Genomic DNA, 15,239 nt, shown 5'->3' with positions numbered 1-15,239 from the left:
AGGAGAGCCCCGATGACGACGAACCCCACCCTGGCCGACCTGGCCGAGCGGGCCACCGCGAACCGCACCCGCCCGGCCTACGGCCACGACGCGCTGATCAGCTGCGACCGTCTGGTCCGCATCTTCACCGCCGACGGCGTGGAGGTCCAGGCTCTCCAGGGCCTGGACCTGCTGGTCCGCGAGGGCGAGCTGATGGCCCTCGTCGGCGCGTCCGGCAGCGGCAAGTCCACCCTGATGAACATCCTCGCCGGGCTGGACACCCCCACGGCCGGCGCGGCCCGGGTCGGGGATCACGACCTGCTCGCCATGACCGCGAAGGACCGCCTGCGCTACCGCCGCGAGGTCGTCGGCTTCGTCTGGCAGCAGACCTCCCGCAACCTGCTCCCCTACCTGACGGCGGCGCAGAACGTTGCCCTGCCCATGCAGTTGTCCGGCACCCGCGGGCGCAGCCGCCGCGCCAAGGCCGAACGCGCCCTGGAACTGCTGGAGTTGCTGGAGATGGGTCACTGCCGGGAGCACCGCCCGCACCAGATGTCGGGCGGCCAGCAGCAGCGCGTGGCGATCGCGGTGGCCCTCGCCAACAACCCCGCGGTGCTGCTCGCCGACGAGCCCACCGGTGAACTGGACTCCCACACCGGCGAGCAGGTCTTCGCCGCCTTCCGCACCGCCAACGAGCATCTGGGCACGACCATCGTCATCGTCACCCACGACCAGGCGGTCGCCGGCGAGGTCCGCCGCACGGTCGCCATCCGCGACGGCCGCACCTCCACCGAGGTGCTGCGCCGCAGCGAGGTGGACGCGGCGACCGGCGACGAGAAGCTGGTGAGCCGCGAGTACGCCATGCTCGACCGGGCCGGCCGTCTGCAACTGCCCGCCGAGTACACCCAGGCCCTGAGGATGCGGGACCGGGTGGCGCTGGAGCTGGAGCCCGACCACATCGCGGTGCGGCCGGACGACAGCGAGGGAAGCTGAGCCGCCGCGTTCAGCGGACGCTGACGTCCAGGGAGCCGAGTCCGGCCTCCGGCCGCCGTACCGCGATCGAACCGTAGGGGGTGCGCAGCCGCAGCCACGTCCCCGACGACAGCAGCGCGAGATCCTCCGTGCCGGGGGTCGCCGGGAGCCTCGCGGAGTCCCCCTCGCCGACGGCGACGGGGGGCCTGAGGAACCGCAGCGACTGTGCCGCGTGCACGGCGCGCACGGGCAGTTGGGTCTCGCCGACCAGCCGGGACCAGATCTCCCGCCCGATCCGGTCGAGTTCGGCGCGCGTGCGCTGCTCCTGCGCCAACTCTCGCGTACGGGAGCGGAACTCGGCGACCGCGGCGGCCACCATGGCACCCAGGGCCCCGGCCGGGGGCAGCCCCGGCTCCGCCCGCCAGCCGCCGCGCGGCGGCAGCACGCCCGCCCACGGCGGTCCGGTCACCGCCGCCGGGACAGCGGCCGTGGCCGCCGACTCGTCGACGGACTCCAGCAGTTCACCGGCGGAGACGGTCACGTCGAGGGTGGCGTCCGGGTCGTTCCGGTACGGCTCGGCGAGCCGCACCGCGCGCACCGCCAGCACCTCGAAGGACGCCGGCCGTCCGAAGACGGCGAGCGCCGTGCCCGACGCCTGGAGGCGCACCGCGGCGGAACGGTCGTAGTGCAGCAGCCGGGAGAGGAAGGCGGCCAGGTCGGCCGCCTCCGTCTCATCGGCGAGGTGGAGGGCCGTCATGCGGCGACGGCCTCCTCCTTGTCGCCCGCGACCGCGGCGTCGTCACCGGTGCCGGCGTCGTCGGTGTACTCCTGGAGGAACTCGCGCTCCTCCGCGGTGATCCGGCGCGGACGCTGCGCCTCGAAGTCGAACGGCACGATCACCGTCGAGGCGCGGACATAGATCTGGTCGCCGTCCTTGACCTCGTAGGTGAGGGTGAAGGACGCCGCCCTGATCTCGGTGACCCACAGCTCGACGTCCACCGGCGCGTGCCGGTGGACGAGCTGGCGCTTGTAGTCGATCTCGTGACGCGCCACCACGGACCCCTGCTTGAACTCCTTGTCCGGGCGGAACAGGAAATCGATGCGTGCCTCCTCCAGGTAGCGGAGGAACACCACGTTGTTGACGTGGCCGTACGCGTCCATGTCCGCCCAGCGCAGCGGGCAGCGGTAGATGTGGCGCATCTGCTTCGATCAGCCCCGGGTCAGCTTCTTGTAGGTGGCGCGGTGCGGCCGTGCGGCGTCCGGGCCGAGCCGCTCGATCTTGTTCTTCTCGTACGACTCGAAGTTGCCCTCGAACCAGAACCACTTGGACTCGCCCTCGTAGGCGAGGATGTGCGTCGCCACGCGGTCCAGGAACCACCGGTCGTGGGAGACGACGACGGCGCAGCCGGGGAACTCGAGGAGCGCGTTCTCCAGGCTGGACAGGGTCTCGACGTCGAGGTCGTTGGTCGGCTCGTCGAGGAGCAGCAGGTTGCCGCCCTGCTTCAGGGTGAGCGCCAGGTTGAGGCGGTTGCGCTCACCGCCGGAGAGCACACCGGCGGGCTTCTGCTGGTCCGGGCCCTTGAAGCCGAACGCGGACACGTACGCCCGGGACGGCATCTCGACCTGGCCGACGTTGATGTAGTCCAGCTCGTCGGAGACGACGGCCCACAGCGTCTTCTTCGGGTCGATGTTCCCGCGACTCTGGTCGACGTAGGAGATCTTGACCGTTTCGCCGACCTTGATGCTGCCGGAGTCCGGCTGCTCAAAGCCCTGGATCATCTTGAACAGCGTGGTCTTGCCCGCGCCGTTCGGACCGATGACGCCGACGATGCCGTTGCGGGGCAGCGTGAAGGAGAGGTCGTCGATGAGGACCTTCTCGCCGAAGGCCTTGCTGAGGTTGTTGACCTCGACGACGATGCTGCCCAGGCGCGGGCCCGGCGGGATCTGGATCTCCTCGAAGTCCAGCTTCCGCATCTTCTCGGCCTCGGCGGCCATCTCCTCGTAGCGGGCCAGACGCGCCTTGGACTTGGCCTGCCGCCCCTTGGCGTTGGAGCGCACCCACTCCAGCTCGTCCTTGAGCCGCTTCTGCCGCTTGGCGTCCTTCTGGCCCTCGACCTTCAGACGGGAGGCCTTCGTCTCCAGGTACTTGGAGTAGTTGCCCTCGTAGCCGTGCAGCCGGCCGCGGTCCACCTCGCAGATCCAGCCGGCCACGTTGTCCAGGAAGTACCGGTCGTGGGTGACGGCCACGACGGTGCCCTCGTACTTGGCCAGGTGCTGCTCCAGCCAGTTCACCGACTCGGCGTCGAGGTGGTTGGTGGGCTCGTCGAGGAGCAGCAGGTCGGGCTGCTCGAGGAGCAGCTTGCACAGCGCGACACGGCGGCGCTCACCACCGGAGAGGGTGGTGACGGGCCAGTCGCCGGGCGGGCAGCCCAGGGCGTCCATGGCCTGCTCGAGCTGGGCGTCGAGGTCCCACGCGTTGGCGTGGTCGAGCTCCTCCTGGAGCTTGCCCATCTCCTCCAGCAGCGCGTCCGAGTAGTCGGTGGCCATCTGCTCGGCGATCTCGTTGAACCGGTCGAGCTTGCCCTTGATCTCGGCCACGCCCTCCTGGACGTTCTCCAGGACCGTCTTCCCCTCGGTCAGCGGGGGCTCCTGCAGCAGGATGCCGACGGTGTAGCCGGGCGACAGGTACGCGTCACCGTTGGACGGCTGCTCCAGCCCCGCCATGATCTTCAGCACGGTCGACTTACCGGCACCGTTCGGGCCGACGACGCCGATCTTGGCACCCGGCAGGAAGTTCAGGGTGACGTCGTCGAGAATCACCTTGTCGCCGTGCGCCTTGCGCGCCTTGCGCATGGTGTAAATGAACTCAGCCAAGAGAAACCGTCCGGCAGCTTGAAATCAGGCAGTGGGCAGATACACCCCATCTTGCCGTACCGCCACCCCTACGCGGAAACCCGTGCGGCCGGGGGGCTCTGACCTGGGGTTTCGCTGCTGGCGGCTGGCGCTGGTCTGTCACTGCCGGTCGTCATTGATCAGCCTCGGGCACCCTCGCACGGCCCACGGACGGCCCGGTGGCGATCACTTTGCACACAGCAGGACGGGTGGTCCGCTGGGGGAGCTGCGTTTCGGACGCTGATCCTTTTCGTCCGCGGAGCGCCCCCAAGTAAGCCGCTGTGCTCTGAGCGGTCACGGTCAACCTACGTCCAGGACGCTGGTCGCGCGGTCATGGCGGACTGCCGGCGGTTGGCTGTGGTTGGCCCTGGGGGTTGCTGTACTCCGCTGCTGTACAGCAACCAGCGCCGGCTCCGGGCGTTCGTGCGCGGGCCGGAACGGGCGGAACCGTGCGGCGGACGCCGTGCGTTGTGAGGGGAAAGCGGGGCCGATGGACGCGGGACTGACAGTGAGCGAGCAGATCGTGCTGCTCGGGCTGGACACGCGGGACGGAACGCCGCGGGAGCAGTTGAGGGTGGGATGCGCCGTCGCGGCGGCACCACTGCTACGGCTCGTGCTGTCCGGCGGGGTGGTGGACCGCGACGGTCGGCTGGTCGCCGTACAGCAGCCTTCGGAGGAAGATCCGTTGGCGTCGGCGGTGACCGGGCAGATTCGGCAGCACCCGGAGGCGAAGCCCCAGGCATGGCTCCTGGCCGTACGCGACCAGGCCTTGACGGCCGCCTACGACGGCCTGCTGGCGAAGGGCCTGGTTCGCCGGGAGGGCCGCAAGATACTGGGTGCCTTCGGCTCCCACCGCTACCCGGTCACGGACCCGTCGGTACCGGCCGCGCTGCATGGCGAACTGGCCGCGGTGGTACTGGCCGGAGCATCCCCGGCACAGGGGGCGGCAGAACTGATCACCCTGCTCCACCACGCGGGCCTGCACGACCTGGCTCTCCCCGACGAGGGCCCGGCGAAGACGGTCCCGCGCATGGCGGAGGTGGCGGCCGGCCTGGGGCCGACGGAGACGGGAGGCAGGGCGGTATCGGCGGCCCTGGCCGCAGTGGCGGTGATCTTGTCTTCCGTACCTGGGGTGACGGGGTGAGGGGTTGCCTTGAACATCACGACCGCGCCCCGCTTGGTGAACGTCCCGCGTTCACTGGCACGGTCGAACCGCAGTGATCGGTGATCAGGGCTTCCCTGCCGAGTACGCACAGGTCACGGCCCTGATCACCATTCGGACATCCAGCACGCGGGTGCGCGCTCAGGCCTGTTCCAGGGCGTCGCCGAACTCGCGCAGGGTTTTGCCGCGATGGCTGCGGGCCAGTTCGTGGCCGACGGCGATGGCGAGCGCGACCGGCCATTCGATGAGGTCGAAAGCCGTGAGGAGGCCGAGGCCCGCGAGGTAGGCGAGCTGGTCCCGCGGCGGCAGTTCGAAGCGGAGACCGCCCAGGGAGACGCTCACCGAATCGCCCGAGACGACCCGCTCGGCCGCGGCGCGGGCGCCGTGGGACTTCGTGATCGGAGCCGGTGCGCCGGCAGCCGCCGTACCGGGGTCCGTCCTGCTCGCTCGCACGGTCATGTCACACCCCGTTCAACGGCCGGTGCCGGGCATCCGCTCGATGTCCCCCCACCACGCTAGATCAGTTCCCGGCGCCCTTCCTCTTGTGGACGATGCTCAGGGCCGTGGCACCCAGAACCAGCAGGCTGAGGCCGGTGGCGGCGATCAGCGGGGTGGTGCTGGTGCCGCCGGTCTCGGCGAGGTTGGGGTTGGGCGAGGTGCCGCCGCCCGCCGTGACGGGGGTCGGTTCTCCGACGGTCTGGGTCACGGCGCCGCCCGGGCTGCCCTGGGTCCGGCAGTCGAGGACGCCGGCGAAGCGCTCCGCGTGGCCGCCCGGGCCCCTGATCGTGAAGTCGTAGGCCTGGTCCTCCTGGAGCGGGATGGTGATCGTCTCGGACGCCCCCGCGGCGATGCTGTAGCGGGTGTCCATCAGCTCGAAGGTGAACGGCTCGTCGCCCTTGTTGGCCGCGGTGATGTCCAGGGCGCCCTTGGCGCAGTTCTTCACCGCGGACAGGGCGGGTATCGCGCCCTCGGCGGCCCAGGTCGCGCCGCTGGTGGCGGCGACCGTTGACTCGCTGGAACCGGCCAGGATCTGGGTCTGGCTGCGGCTGTCGGAGGCGAAGGCACGTCCGACCGGCACGGAGGTGGAGGCCTGCGCGGTCAGCGTCGCCGAGCCGTCCCCGGCGTCCTCGGGCACGTCGAAGAACACCTGGCTGCCGTCCCTTGCGGACGTGATCTCCTTGCCGTCCTTGCCGACGATCCGCACGCCGCTCGTGGCGGCGCCCGCGGGAGGTGTCAGGGTCACGCTGCTCGCGTTGGTGTGCACGGTCACCGGGCCGACCCGCTCGCCCGGACGACCGGAGACGGCGGCCGGGTCGAGGGTGAGCGAGGCCCGCGGCTCGGGCAGGGCGCGGGCGCTCTCCTCCAGGTAGTCCGCGAGCTTCTCGGCCCGTGGGTCGGCCGCGTCGACGTCCGCGCCGTCGGAGTAGCGCCATATGGCCACCTGGGTGCCGGCCGCCGCGTCCTGCTCGGTGAGGTTCCCGACGCCGGCCTTGGCGGCGAGCGCCGCGAGATCATTGACCTGCGGGTAGGAGTTCTCCAGGATCCAGCGGATCTTCCCGGCGTTCTTGTTGGCGGCCAGCGAGGTGCCGCTCCAGGGCGTCTCCCGGTACTTGGCGTCCCGCTGCGTGGGGTTGTGCACGTCGATGCAGTAGGTCTGCAGGGTCCCGCCGCCGTCGACGGACATCTCGAACAGGCCCGCCGAGACCTGGTGGTCACCGCCGTCGTCATGGATGACGGCGGTGCCGTAGGTCTTCAGGCCGCCGATGGTGGCGGTCGCACCGCCCGGACTCTGCGGCATGTCGTCGGCGACGGCCGGGCCTGCGGCGGCCAGCACACCGGCTGCGACGAATCCGGAGACCAGGGTGGCGGCGGCGAGCCGGGCCGCCCCCCGCCTGCGCGCGGGCGGCGCAGAGTACCAAGCACACACAGAATTCCCCTTCGAGCAGGACCCGTTGACGTGGGGGTCTGGTCCCACCGGCAGAAACCTCAAAGCCCAGAGACAAGCCCAGAGAGCTGTGTCCGGCATCCTATGGATCCCGCACACCAGGACTTCGCTGTCGTATCGTCAGATCGCCGATCCGAATCGCAATCGTTATCGCCAAGATCACCGGGCCCCTGTGAGCGGGGCTCGTCGAGGAGTCCTCTGGGGAGTTCCCGGGCGCATCCCGGGCGCGTACGCCGATGAGCGGCAATGACGACCGGCAGTCCGGCCGGATGGCTCGGCACACTCCCTTCAGCACACCGCCGCGACCGGCTCCGGCTGTGGCTCCGGCACCGGCTGTGGCTCCGGCTCCCGTGGAACCTCCGAGTCCGCGGCGGCCGCCTCCCACGCGGGCTCCGGCCGCGGCGGCGGACTCGCCGTCTGCGGCTCCGTCCTGGCCGTGCGCCGGAAGGCCGACGTGCCCCGCGCCAGGTCGTGGCCGATCGCCAGGGCGTCGATGTCCGCCCAGGTCCGGCTGGTGCCGTCGCGGCTCTCGGTACGCACCTTCAGCCTGCCCTGCACGATGACGGGGTCGCCCACGGTCAGCGACGCCACCGCGTTGGCGGCGAGCTGGCGATTGGCCCACACCGTGAAGAAGTTGGTGTGGCCGTCCGTCCAGGCGCTCTTCTCCCGGTCCCAGTAGCGCGAGGTCACCGCCAGTCGGAACCGCGCCGAGGCGCCCGAGGGCAACTCCCGGTGCACCGGCTGCGTCGCCACGTTGCCCACGGTGCACACGATCGTCTCGTTCATCGTCGAATCCCCTCCCTCGCCCGGCCGCTCGGTCCGGGCGGACACGCGTACGGGCCCGTCCCGTACGGCTGCCTCTGCCGTGACGACCGCGTCCGTCGCGATCGCCGCGGAACCAGAGTGCCTCCGTCCGGGCCGAGCCCGCCGAGCCCTGTGGACCACCGCCTGCCTGGGGAAAACTCCGTCACCCTCGCGGGCGATGACCGCCCGTCATCCGACCCCCGCTCCCCGCACCAGCGCGTACTGCTCCCGGACTTCCCGGTACCGCAGGAGCTCCGCCGCCACCGGATCCAGCACCCGGGCCCGGCCGCACCCCGAGGCCGCCTCCCGTAGTCGGCGCTCGGCATCCTGGCCGTACCGCCGTGCGGGTCCGCGCGCCGCGATCCGGCAGCTCCACTCCACGAGCGGCCCGCCCACGATGCCGGCCAGCATGAGCAGCACCGGCATCCCCAGGTTCGGCACCGTCACCCCGACGATCTGGCCCACCAGCCACAGACCACCGGCGACCTGAAGGATCGTCATCGCCGCCTGCACGAGCACCGCGAGGGGCCACCAGCCCGGGCGCGGCGGCCGCCCCGAGGGCAGCCCGGCCCGCGCCGCCAGCTGGTCCAGCGCCTCGGGCAGCCCGTGCGCACCGCGTACGGCGGCCTCACGCACGGCCTGCGCCCACGGCCCCGGCATGCCTGCCGAGGCCTGGTCGGCCACCGTGCGCACCGCGTGTTCGACACGCTGCCGCGCGGTGGCCTCCTCGTCCTGCTGGTTGCGCAGCAGGAACCGTCCGGTGGGCGCCTCGCGCCGGATCCGGCACCACCGCCACAGCCGCAGCCAGGGCGTGCCGCAGGCCTTGTTGGCGTTGCGCAGCCAGGCCCGCTCGGCCGCCTCGCCGGCGGCGGTGGCGCCCACCGCGTCCGCGAGCCGGGCCGCGAACTCCTCGCGCGCCTCCTCGCTGAGCCCGACGTTCGACCGAGCGGCGTAGACGGGCCGCAGGCGCTGCGCCGCGGCGTCCACGTCGGCCGAGATGCGCCGCACGGCGGCTCCACGCTCGGCCACGAACTGACCGAGCGCCTCGCGCAGCTCACCGACGCCGTGCCCGGTGAGCGCGGACAGCGCGAGCACGGTCGCGCCCGACTCGCCGTACTCGCCGAGGGCGATCCCGTCCTCGTCGAGCAGCCGTCGCAGATCGTCGAGGACCTGGTCGGCGGCCTCGCCGGGCAGCCGGTCGACCTGGTTGAGGACGACGAACATGACCTCCGCGTGGCCGGCCATGGGCCGCAGGTAGCGCTCGTGGAGGACGGCGTCGCCGTACTTCTCCGGGTCGACGACCCAGATGACGGCGTCGACGAGCCGCAGGATGCGGTCCACGTGCTCGCGGTGCTGCACGGCCGCCGAGTCGTGGTCGGGCAGGTCGACCAGGACCAGGCCGCGCAGCTGCGGGTCGGCGTCCGGGGCCTGCACCGGGCGCCTGCGCAGCCGACCCGGGATGCCGAGCCGGTCGATGAGACTGGCCGCCCCGTCGCTCCAGCTGCACGCGATGGGCGCCGCGGTGGTCGGCCGCCGTACTCCGGTCTCCGAGATGGCGACGCCGGCGAGGGCGTTGAACAGCTGGGACTTGCCGCTCCCGGTGGCGCCGGCGATGGCGACGACGGTGTGCTGCCCGGAGAGCCGGCGCCGCGCCGCGGCCTCGTCGAGGACACGGCCCGCCTCCGCGAGGGTCTGGCTGTCGAGCCGGGTGCGGGACAGGCCCACGAGCTCGCGCAGCGCGTCGAGCCGGGACCGCAGCGGTCCGTCGTACGCCAGCGGGGGCACGCCCGGCTGCCGGGCGGTCCGGGGCTCCGCGGGTACGAGTTCGGCAGTGGTGTCCGTCTCGGCGGCACGGCGCGCGATCAGCCCGTCGTCCCAGGCGCCCTCGGCCTCCGTACTCCTCCATGTGCCGTCGGCCGTCCCGCGCGCGTCGCAGTCGTCGTGCTCCACGCGCGCGTGGGCGGCGGCGACCTTTTTCATCATGGTGACCTGCCCGGTCACCAGGTGGTCGGAGGCGGCCGCCCCGGGGACCCGGTGGCCCCTGGCGTCCCCGGACGTCGCGTCTCCGGCCTCGGGCACGCCTTCGGCGCCGTGGCCGCCCTCGGCCCTGGCGTCTGCCGCCCTGTCGCGCATCCAGGTCTCCCCGCTCGCCCTCTCCCCACCCGGCCCTCCGTCCGTCTCTCCGTCCCTGAGGACGGTGCCCTGCGTCTGATCGGTGTGTTCCGTTCGGTCCTGGTCAGTGACGGCGGTCACCGGTCACCTCTCCTTCAGCAGTACGGACAGCGCGGCGATGAGTTCGGCCTGGGGCTCGGGGTGTACGCCGAGAGCGTCCAGCGGGGCCAGACGGCGCTCGCGCTCGGCGTGGATCACCCGGTCCAGGTGTTCGGTGAGCAGCCGCCCGGCGCGGTCGCGCAGCCGCAGTGCTCCGTGCGCGCCGATCCGTTCGGCGAGGCCCTCCCCCGCCGACCGCGCCCGGCGGCCTCCCAGCAGTCCGGTGGCGGCCAGGGCAGCGACGGCCTCGGCGTCCGGCGCGACGTTCCGGTCCAGCCGGCGCACCTCGTCCTCGGCGTGCTCCTCCAGCTCCCGCCGCCAGCGCCGTACGGCCAGCCCGATGCGTTGCTCGGCGCTCTCCGCGGCGCGGTCGCGGTCGGTGAGCCCCGGCGCCGTGGCGGCCTGCTCGTGCCGCCAGGCGTCGTCCACGCGCTCGTCGGCGGCGGTGACCGCGCACAGCAGCAGGGAGCCCAGACTCTCCACGAGCGCGTCGAGCAGTTCCCCGGCGGAGCAGTCCAGGGGGAAGGCGCGCCACCTCTTCAGGGCGTCCCCGGCGAGCACCGCCCCGGCCTGGAGCCGTCCACGCACGCGCGTGTGCTCGCTGTCGTAGGCGGTCTCGACGGCCGAGGTGAGCCGCAGCGCGGCGGCGTACTGGGCGGCGGCGGCACCGGCCAGCTCGGGCATCCGGGACTTCAGCGAGTCGAGGAGCCCCTGGGCCGTGCGGGCCATGACGTACTGCCGGGCCGCGGAGTCCTGGGTCTGGTGGACCAGCCAGGTGCGCAGCTGCGCGACGGCACTGGCGGGCAGCAGGCCCCCGCCCCAGGCCGACTCGGGCAGCTCGGGCACGGTGAACCGCGGTACCTCGCCGAGTCCGGCCTTGGTGAGCAGCGCCCCGTACTGGCGGGAGACCTCGGAGGCGACCTGGTGCGGCACCCGGTCCAGCACGGTCACCAGCGTGGCGTCGTACTCCTTGGCCGCGCGCAGCAGGTGCCACGGGACCGCGTCGGCGTACCGGGACGCCGTGGTGACCATGACCCAGATGTCGGCCGCGCAGATCAGCTCGGCGGCCAGGACGCGGTTGTCGGCGATCAGCGAGTCGACGTCGGGCGCGTCGAGGAGCGCGAGACCGGGGGGCAGGGTGTCGACGGTCTCCACGCGCAGCACCCGGGAAGGGGTGCTCTCCTTCATCAGGAGGTCGTCGCCGGCGGGGTCGCCTCTGGGCACCCACACGCGCGTGAGGTCCGGCAGGACGCGCATCCCACTGAACCAGTGGTGGTCCTCCGGATGACAGACCAGCACCGGGGTCCGTGTGGTCGGCCGCAGCACGCTCGCCTCGCTGACCCGCCGTCCGACGAGCGAGTTGACGAGGGTCGACTTCCCGGCGCCTGTCGACCCCCCGATGACCGCCAGCAACGGCGCTTGGGGCCTTCTCAGCCGGGGCACCAAGTAGTCGTCGAGTTGAGCGAGCAGTTCGTCGCGGTTGGCACGCGCGCGCGGAGCCCCCGCCAGGGGCAGCGGGAAGCGTGCGGCGGCGACACGGTCGCGCAGGGCGGAGAGTGCGTCGAGCAGCTGAGGCCGTACGTCCAAGGTCACCACATGCGAAGAATGCCCAATTTTAGGGGAATTCTGAAGCATATGAGCATGTCTGCGCGCCGATTGGACACAACGGACGGAAGGGACGACTGGGACGCGGGTACAGTCCAGGCATAACGAGTGCACAACACCAGGTGCGCCGGACGTCAAAAGCGATGCACGATTCGTACCCGCCTGCGATTATCAGGACCGCTTCACCGAACCTCCACATTGAGCCACGGAGGCGAAGCAACCGGGACATGGATCCGGGAGCCCTATCCTTGTCCCCGGCGATGTCACGGATCAGCCCCCACCAGGGCACCGCGACAGAGGCCACCACACCAGGCCCCCGTAGCTCAGTGGATAGAGCAGGCGCCTTCTAAGCGCTTGGCCGCAGGTTCGAGTCCTGCCGGGGGCGCCTGTGACAGCCCTCCCTCTCGGGAGGGCTTTTTGCTGGTCAGACCGGGTTTCACGGCGCACCGCGAAACCCCGGGCACTCCCCCGACGATCATGGGAAGGCTCCGGGGCTGTCCGGCTGTCACCGGGTTTTAGCGGGTGGCCGTGTCGAATACGTGTCGAAGTTCTCGGCGGGGACGGTCAGCCGATGTCCGGCGGATCGGGGAGGTCCCCCGCGGCTTCGAGCCGCCTCTTGAGATCAGGAAGCTGCCCTTCGACACAGCGGGCGTACGTGGCCAGAAGCACCGGAACGCTGTTGCCGGCCCAGTCCGCCACCTGAGCGGGCGGCATCCCGTCGTTGAGCCACTTCGTCAGGCGCGTGTGCCGGTTGTCGTACACGCGCTTGCCCGTCGGCGATTCGAAGACGTGGGGAGCCAGCACCGTCTTGCGCGCGCCGTGCCAGGCCCGGCGGATGACGGAGCCCGCGAGGATGCCGCCGTTCTCCCCCTGGAAGAGCAGGTCACCCGGCTGGAGCCGCTCGTCCTCGATGTGCTGTCGCAGGATGCGCGTCAGAGCGGGATGCCCCGGCACGGTGCGGGTCTCCCCCTCGGCACGGCCCTTCAGGTCACGCTCTTCGTGGATCTCCCCCGTGTCGGTCCACTGCTTGCCGACCTCCGGCGTCGCCGTGTGGAACAGAAGTTCACTCCACTGGTCTGCGGCATCAGGAGCGGACAAGGTCACATCTTTCACCCGGATGGCCACTGCCTCCTCGGGACGCGGACCGCAGTAGTACAGCGTGGCGAAAAACGCGTGCAGGCGTCTGCCACCGCGCGGCCGACGCCGGATCCAGTCGAGGAGGGCCGCGGCCTGGTCCGGGCTCATCAAGGACCGCTTGTCCACGGCGTTGGTGGTCCTGGTGGCAGCGGTCGTGTCCTTCCCCTTGGGAAGGGGGTTGGCCCGCAGGATGCGCCGCCGTATCGCGTGCTTCATGGCGACGTTCAGGATCCGGCGATGCCGCTTGCGGGACCAGGCGGCGGCCTGCCTGCCGTCGAGGCGTGTGTCGAGGGCTCGTAAGACCTCGTCGACCTTGTCCGGGTCCTCCCAGGCCGAGACGGGAAGCGAGTTCCGCTCCACCCACCTGAGGATGCTCTCGACGTCGCCGGGAGCCGCACCGCGCCGGTTCGTGTTGAACGCCCATTCGCGCAGGGCGGTACGCACCGCAGCGGGTTCGAACTGAGCGGGCTTGACGCGCAGGAGCGCCACGGTGGTCGCGGTCAGGGTCTTGGCGAGGTTCTTCCGGCTGTTGCCGCCGAGTTGGGCCCAGCGCGCGTCCACGTACTCGACGGCGAACTTGTACCAGCTCATGGCGGCCGACTTGGAGCGATGCGATACCGGCAGGCCGGTCGCGATGACGAACGCCTCCCCCTTGCCGGTCGCCGTGATGAGTTCGGAGCGGAAGCCCTCGGCGAGCGCGACAGTGCCGAACGGCTCACGCCAGCGCTTGCCCGCCACCATCCAGCGCACCGTGTAGGTGGACTTCCGGGCGCCCTTGTACGTGAGGATCTTGTAGATCTTGACCTCGTACGTCGTCTCCATCAGGCGGCGTCCTCACGGTCGTCGAGCCAGTGTTCGAGGTCGCTCCGCCGGATCCTGAGGTCACCGTTCGGGAGCTTGATGCAACGCGGCGCACGCCGCTTGGCTCGCCAGTCGTAGAAGGTCGAGCGCGAGATGGCCAGTTCCTCGCAGACCTCCGCGAGGGTGAGCATGCTGCGTGACCGGATGGCCGTGGTCATGTCGTGCTCCCTTCGCTCAGGAGGGCGTCGCGAGCGGTCTCACGGTTGGTCTGGAGGTCACGCGCGACGGTCGCGGCGAGGGCGGCTTCGCCCGGTGTGTGGCCGTGACCGGCGTACTGCCAGTCCGTCAGGACGAGGACCGTGTCCGGCTCCCGGTCGTCGAGGCCCAGGGCGGATGCTTCCTGGGCGGCGCGGTAGTCGGCGCGTTCCTGGCGGAGGGCGCCGAGGGTCGTGGAGTAGGTGCGCGACTTGGACGAGAAGTGCCCGCGGAAGCCGAGCATGTGCGCCCAGGCCCAGAGGCGCCGGTCCGGATACAGGGCGTCCAGGTCGCGGCACGCGGTGATGAGCCGACGGGTGTGGTCGGGGACTTGGTGGCGGTCGAGTTCGGCGAGTTCGCCGATGCGGCGGTCCAGGGTGCCGGTGTTCTCTGCGGCCTTGGTGGCGTACTTGGCCACGTACGAGGCGACGGCCTGTTCGGTGATGTCGGAGCCGTCGCCGAAGGCCTTGACCGGGCGGACGTCGAGCTGTCGACCCCATCGGAACGTCCTGGTCGGCTGGTCACCGGCTGCCGGGACCGAGACGGACGCGTACGAGTGCGCGGCGGCGGCGCGCATCGCGTCCGTGAGGAGGTCGACCGTGGCCCAGGCGGGCGGCGGCGTCCCGGGACCCTCCGGGCCATCGAGGCGTACGACGGCGTGGAAGTGCAGGGCCCCGCGCTTCTGGAACTCGGCGACCTTGCCGTACGAGACGCGAAGGTGTTCGGCGAGCTCTCGGCGAGGAAGGCCGACACGGGCGGCGAGTTCGCGACGTAGCCGGGTGGTGAAGCGCTGCCAGAGCTGTCCGGCGTGGTTGTTGAACAGCACGGCGCCCGCGTAGTCGTATGTGTCCGGGTCGAGGGCGGTGCCCAACTCCGGGGCGTCGGAAGCGTGCCGGGTGCCGCAGCGGCAGGTGCCGTGGTCGGGGCGGTTGTGGACCGGGCCGAACGAGGGGGCGGTGAGGGTGGCGAAGACGCGGGGGTGATCCCGGACGGCGGCGGGGATGTCGCGGCGGGCGTCCCCGGCCAGGCCGGCGCGGATCAGGTGGTAGGTGTCGCCCGCGTAGGTCCAGGCGCAAGCCGGGCAGCGGGAGGCGCGGCGGTTGCCGCAGGCGAGGCGGAGGCGTCCGCCCGGCTCGTTCGCGGTGGAGTAGTGGTGCAGGGTCTCGCCGGTGGTCTTGTCCTTGTGGAGGATCCAGCCGGTGAGGTGGATCGGGTCGGCGCAGCCGCCGGTGCGGCGGACCTGGTCTTCCCAGCGGGCGTAGTCGGAGGCCGAGGCCACCCGGAGCACGTCCCGGAGGGTGGTGGGGTCGAGCAATGTGTCTGGCGTGGGCGCGCTCGGTGTCGCGGGTGAGGCGCGGTGGGCCATGCTGGGGGTTCCTTCCGGTTGCGAGATCGGACAGGGACGGCGCCCGGGCG

General features: G+C 71.6%; 13 protein-coding genes and 1 tRNA gene. 3 read left to right on the top strand and 11 right to left on the bottom strand.

Annotation, left to right across the window (positions count from 1 at the left end; genetic code table 11):
* The first annotated feature begins 12 nt into the window (after positions 1–12).
* On the top strand, positions 13–972 hold the full coding sequence (locus tag ACIQMV_RS13015) for an ABC transporter ATP-binding protein (RefSeq protein WP_402592696.1): 960 nt from the start codon (positions 13–15) through the stop codon (positions 970–972).
* A gap of 10 nt (positions 973–982) precedes the next feature.
* Here the strand turns inward: ACIQMV_RS13015 and ACIQMV_RS13010 are convergent, their stop codons facing one another.
* From ACIQMV_RS13010 to ettA, 3 genes are read right to left on the bottom strand one after another with little or no spacing between them, the layout of a single operon-like run.
* The gene (locus tag ACIQMV_RS13010; RefSeq protein WP_402592695.1) at positions 983–1,708 is read right to left on the bottom strand and encodes a hypothetical protein; all 726 of its coding nucleotides are present in this window, start codon (positions 1,706–1,708) and stop codon (positions 983–985) included.
* Positions 1,705–2,151: a thioesterase family protein gene (locus tag ACIQMV_RS13005; RefSeq protein ID WP_141360806.1), complete on the bottom strand. Its 447-nt coding sequence runs from the start codon at positions 2,149–2,151 to the stop codon at positions 1,705–1,707. The genes ACIQMV_RS13010 and ACIQMV_RS13005 overlap by 4 nt, the downstream gene beginning before the upstream one ends.
* A 9-nt stretch (positions 2,152–2,160) precedes the next feature.
* On the bottom strand, positions 2,161–3,825 hold the full coding sequence (gene ettA, locus ACIQMV_RS13000; RefSeq protein ID WP_402592694.1) for an energy-dependent translational throttle protein EttA: 1,665 nt from the start codon (positions 3,823–3,825) through the stop codon (positions 2,161–2,163).
* A 508-nt stretch (positions 3,826–4,333) separates the two neighbouring features.
* On the opposite strand from ettA, the gene ACIQMV_RS12995 reads away from it, so the two are divergent.
* Positions 4,334–4,987: a GPP34 family phosphoprotein gene (locus ACIQMV_RS12995; protein ID WP_402592693.1), complete on the top strand. Its 654-nt coding sequence runs from the start codon at positions 4,334–4,336 to the stop codon at positions 4,985–4,987.
* A 159-nt stretch (positions 4,988–5,146) separates the two neighbouring features.
* Here the strand turns inward: ACIQMV_RS12995 and ACIQMV_RS12990 are convergent, their stop codons facing one another.
* The 5 genes from ACIQMV_RS12990 to ACIQMV_RS12970 form a co-directional block, all read right to left on the bottom strand.
* Positions 5,147–5,464 (bottom strand): hypothetical protein, encoded by a 318-nt coding sequence (locus tag ACIQMV_RS12990; RefSeq protein WP_402592692.1) that lies wholly within the window; start codon positions 5,462–5,464, stop codon positions 5,147–5,149.
* Between the two features lie 61 nt (positions 5,465–5,525).
* A complete protein-coding gene (locus tag ACIQMV_RS12985; protein WP_402592691.1) occupies positions 5,526–6,932 on the bottom strand; it encodes a Cys-Gln thioester bond-forming surface protein in 1,407 nt (468 codons plus the stop codon).
* A gap of 306 nt (positions 6,933–7,238) precedes the next feature.
* Entirely contained in the window at positions 7,239–7,736 is a 498-nt protein-coding gene (locus ACIQMV_RS12980) for a single-stranded DNA-binding protein (RefSeq protein ID WP_402592690.1), read from the bottom strand.
* Positions 7,737–7,943: 207 nt separating this feature from the next.
* Complete coding sequence (locus tag ACIQMV_RS12975; RefSeq protein WP_402592689.1) at positions 7,944–10,007, bottom strand: GTPase; 2,064 nt, start codon at positions 10,005–10,007, stop codon at positions 7,944–7,946.
* 3 nt (positions 10,008–10,010) lie between these two features.
* Entirely contained in the window at positions 10,011–11,621 is a 1,611-nt protein-coding gene (locus tag ACIQMV_RS12970) for a dynamin family protein (RefSeq protein ID WP_402592688.1), read from the bottom strand.
* Between the two features lie 321 nt (positions 11,622–11,942).
* On the opposite strand from ACIQMV_RS12970, the gene ACIQMV_RS12965 reads away from it, so the two are divergent.
* Positions 11,943–12,015, top strand: a tRNA-Arg gene (locus ACIQMV_RS12965).
* A 179-nt stretch (positions 12,016–12,194) separates the two neighbouring features.
* Here the strand turns inward: ACIQMV_RS12965 and ACIQMV_RS12960 are convergent.
* The 3 genes from ACIQMV_RS12960 to repSA are packed head-to-tail and all read right to left on the bottom strand — an operon-like array spanning position 12,195 to position 15,189.
* Positions 12,195–13,589 (bottom strand): tyrosine-type recombinase/integrase, encoded by a 1,395-nt coding sequence (locus tag ACIQMV_RS12960; protein ID WP_402592687.1) that lies wholly within the window; start codon positions 13,587–13,589, stop codon positions 12,195–12,197.
* Complete coding sequence (locus ACIQMV_RS12955; protein ID WP_402497129.1) at positions 13,589–13,786, bottom strand: helix-turn-helix transcriptional regulator; 198 nt, start codon at positions 13,784–13,786, stop codon at positions 13,589–13,591. The genes ACIQMV_RS12960 and ACIQMV_RS12955 overlap by 1 nt, the downstream gene beginning before the upstream one ends.
* The gene (gene repSA, locus ACIQMV_RS12950) at positions 13,783–15,189 is read right to left on the bottom strand and encodes a replication initiator protein RepSA (RefSeq protein ID WP_402592686.1); all 1,407 of its coding nucleotides are present in this window, start codon (positions 15,187–15,189) and stop codon (positions 13,783–13,785) included. Before repSA ends, ACIQMV_RS12955 begins: the two co-directional genes overlap by 4 nt.
* Positions 15,190–15,239 lie beyond the last annotated feature (50 nt).

Source organism: Streptomyces sp. NPDC091412 (assembly GCF_044756885.1).
In the GTDB taxonomy this organism is placed as follows: domain Bacteria; phylum Actinomycetota; class Actinomycetes; order Streptomycetales; family Streptomycetaceae; genus Streptomyces.
This window is presented reverse-complemented; position numbering and strand designations above follow the sequence as displayed.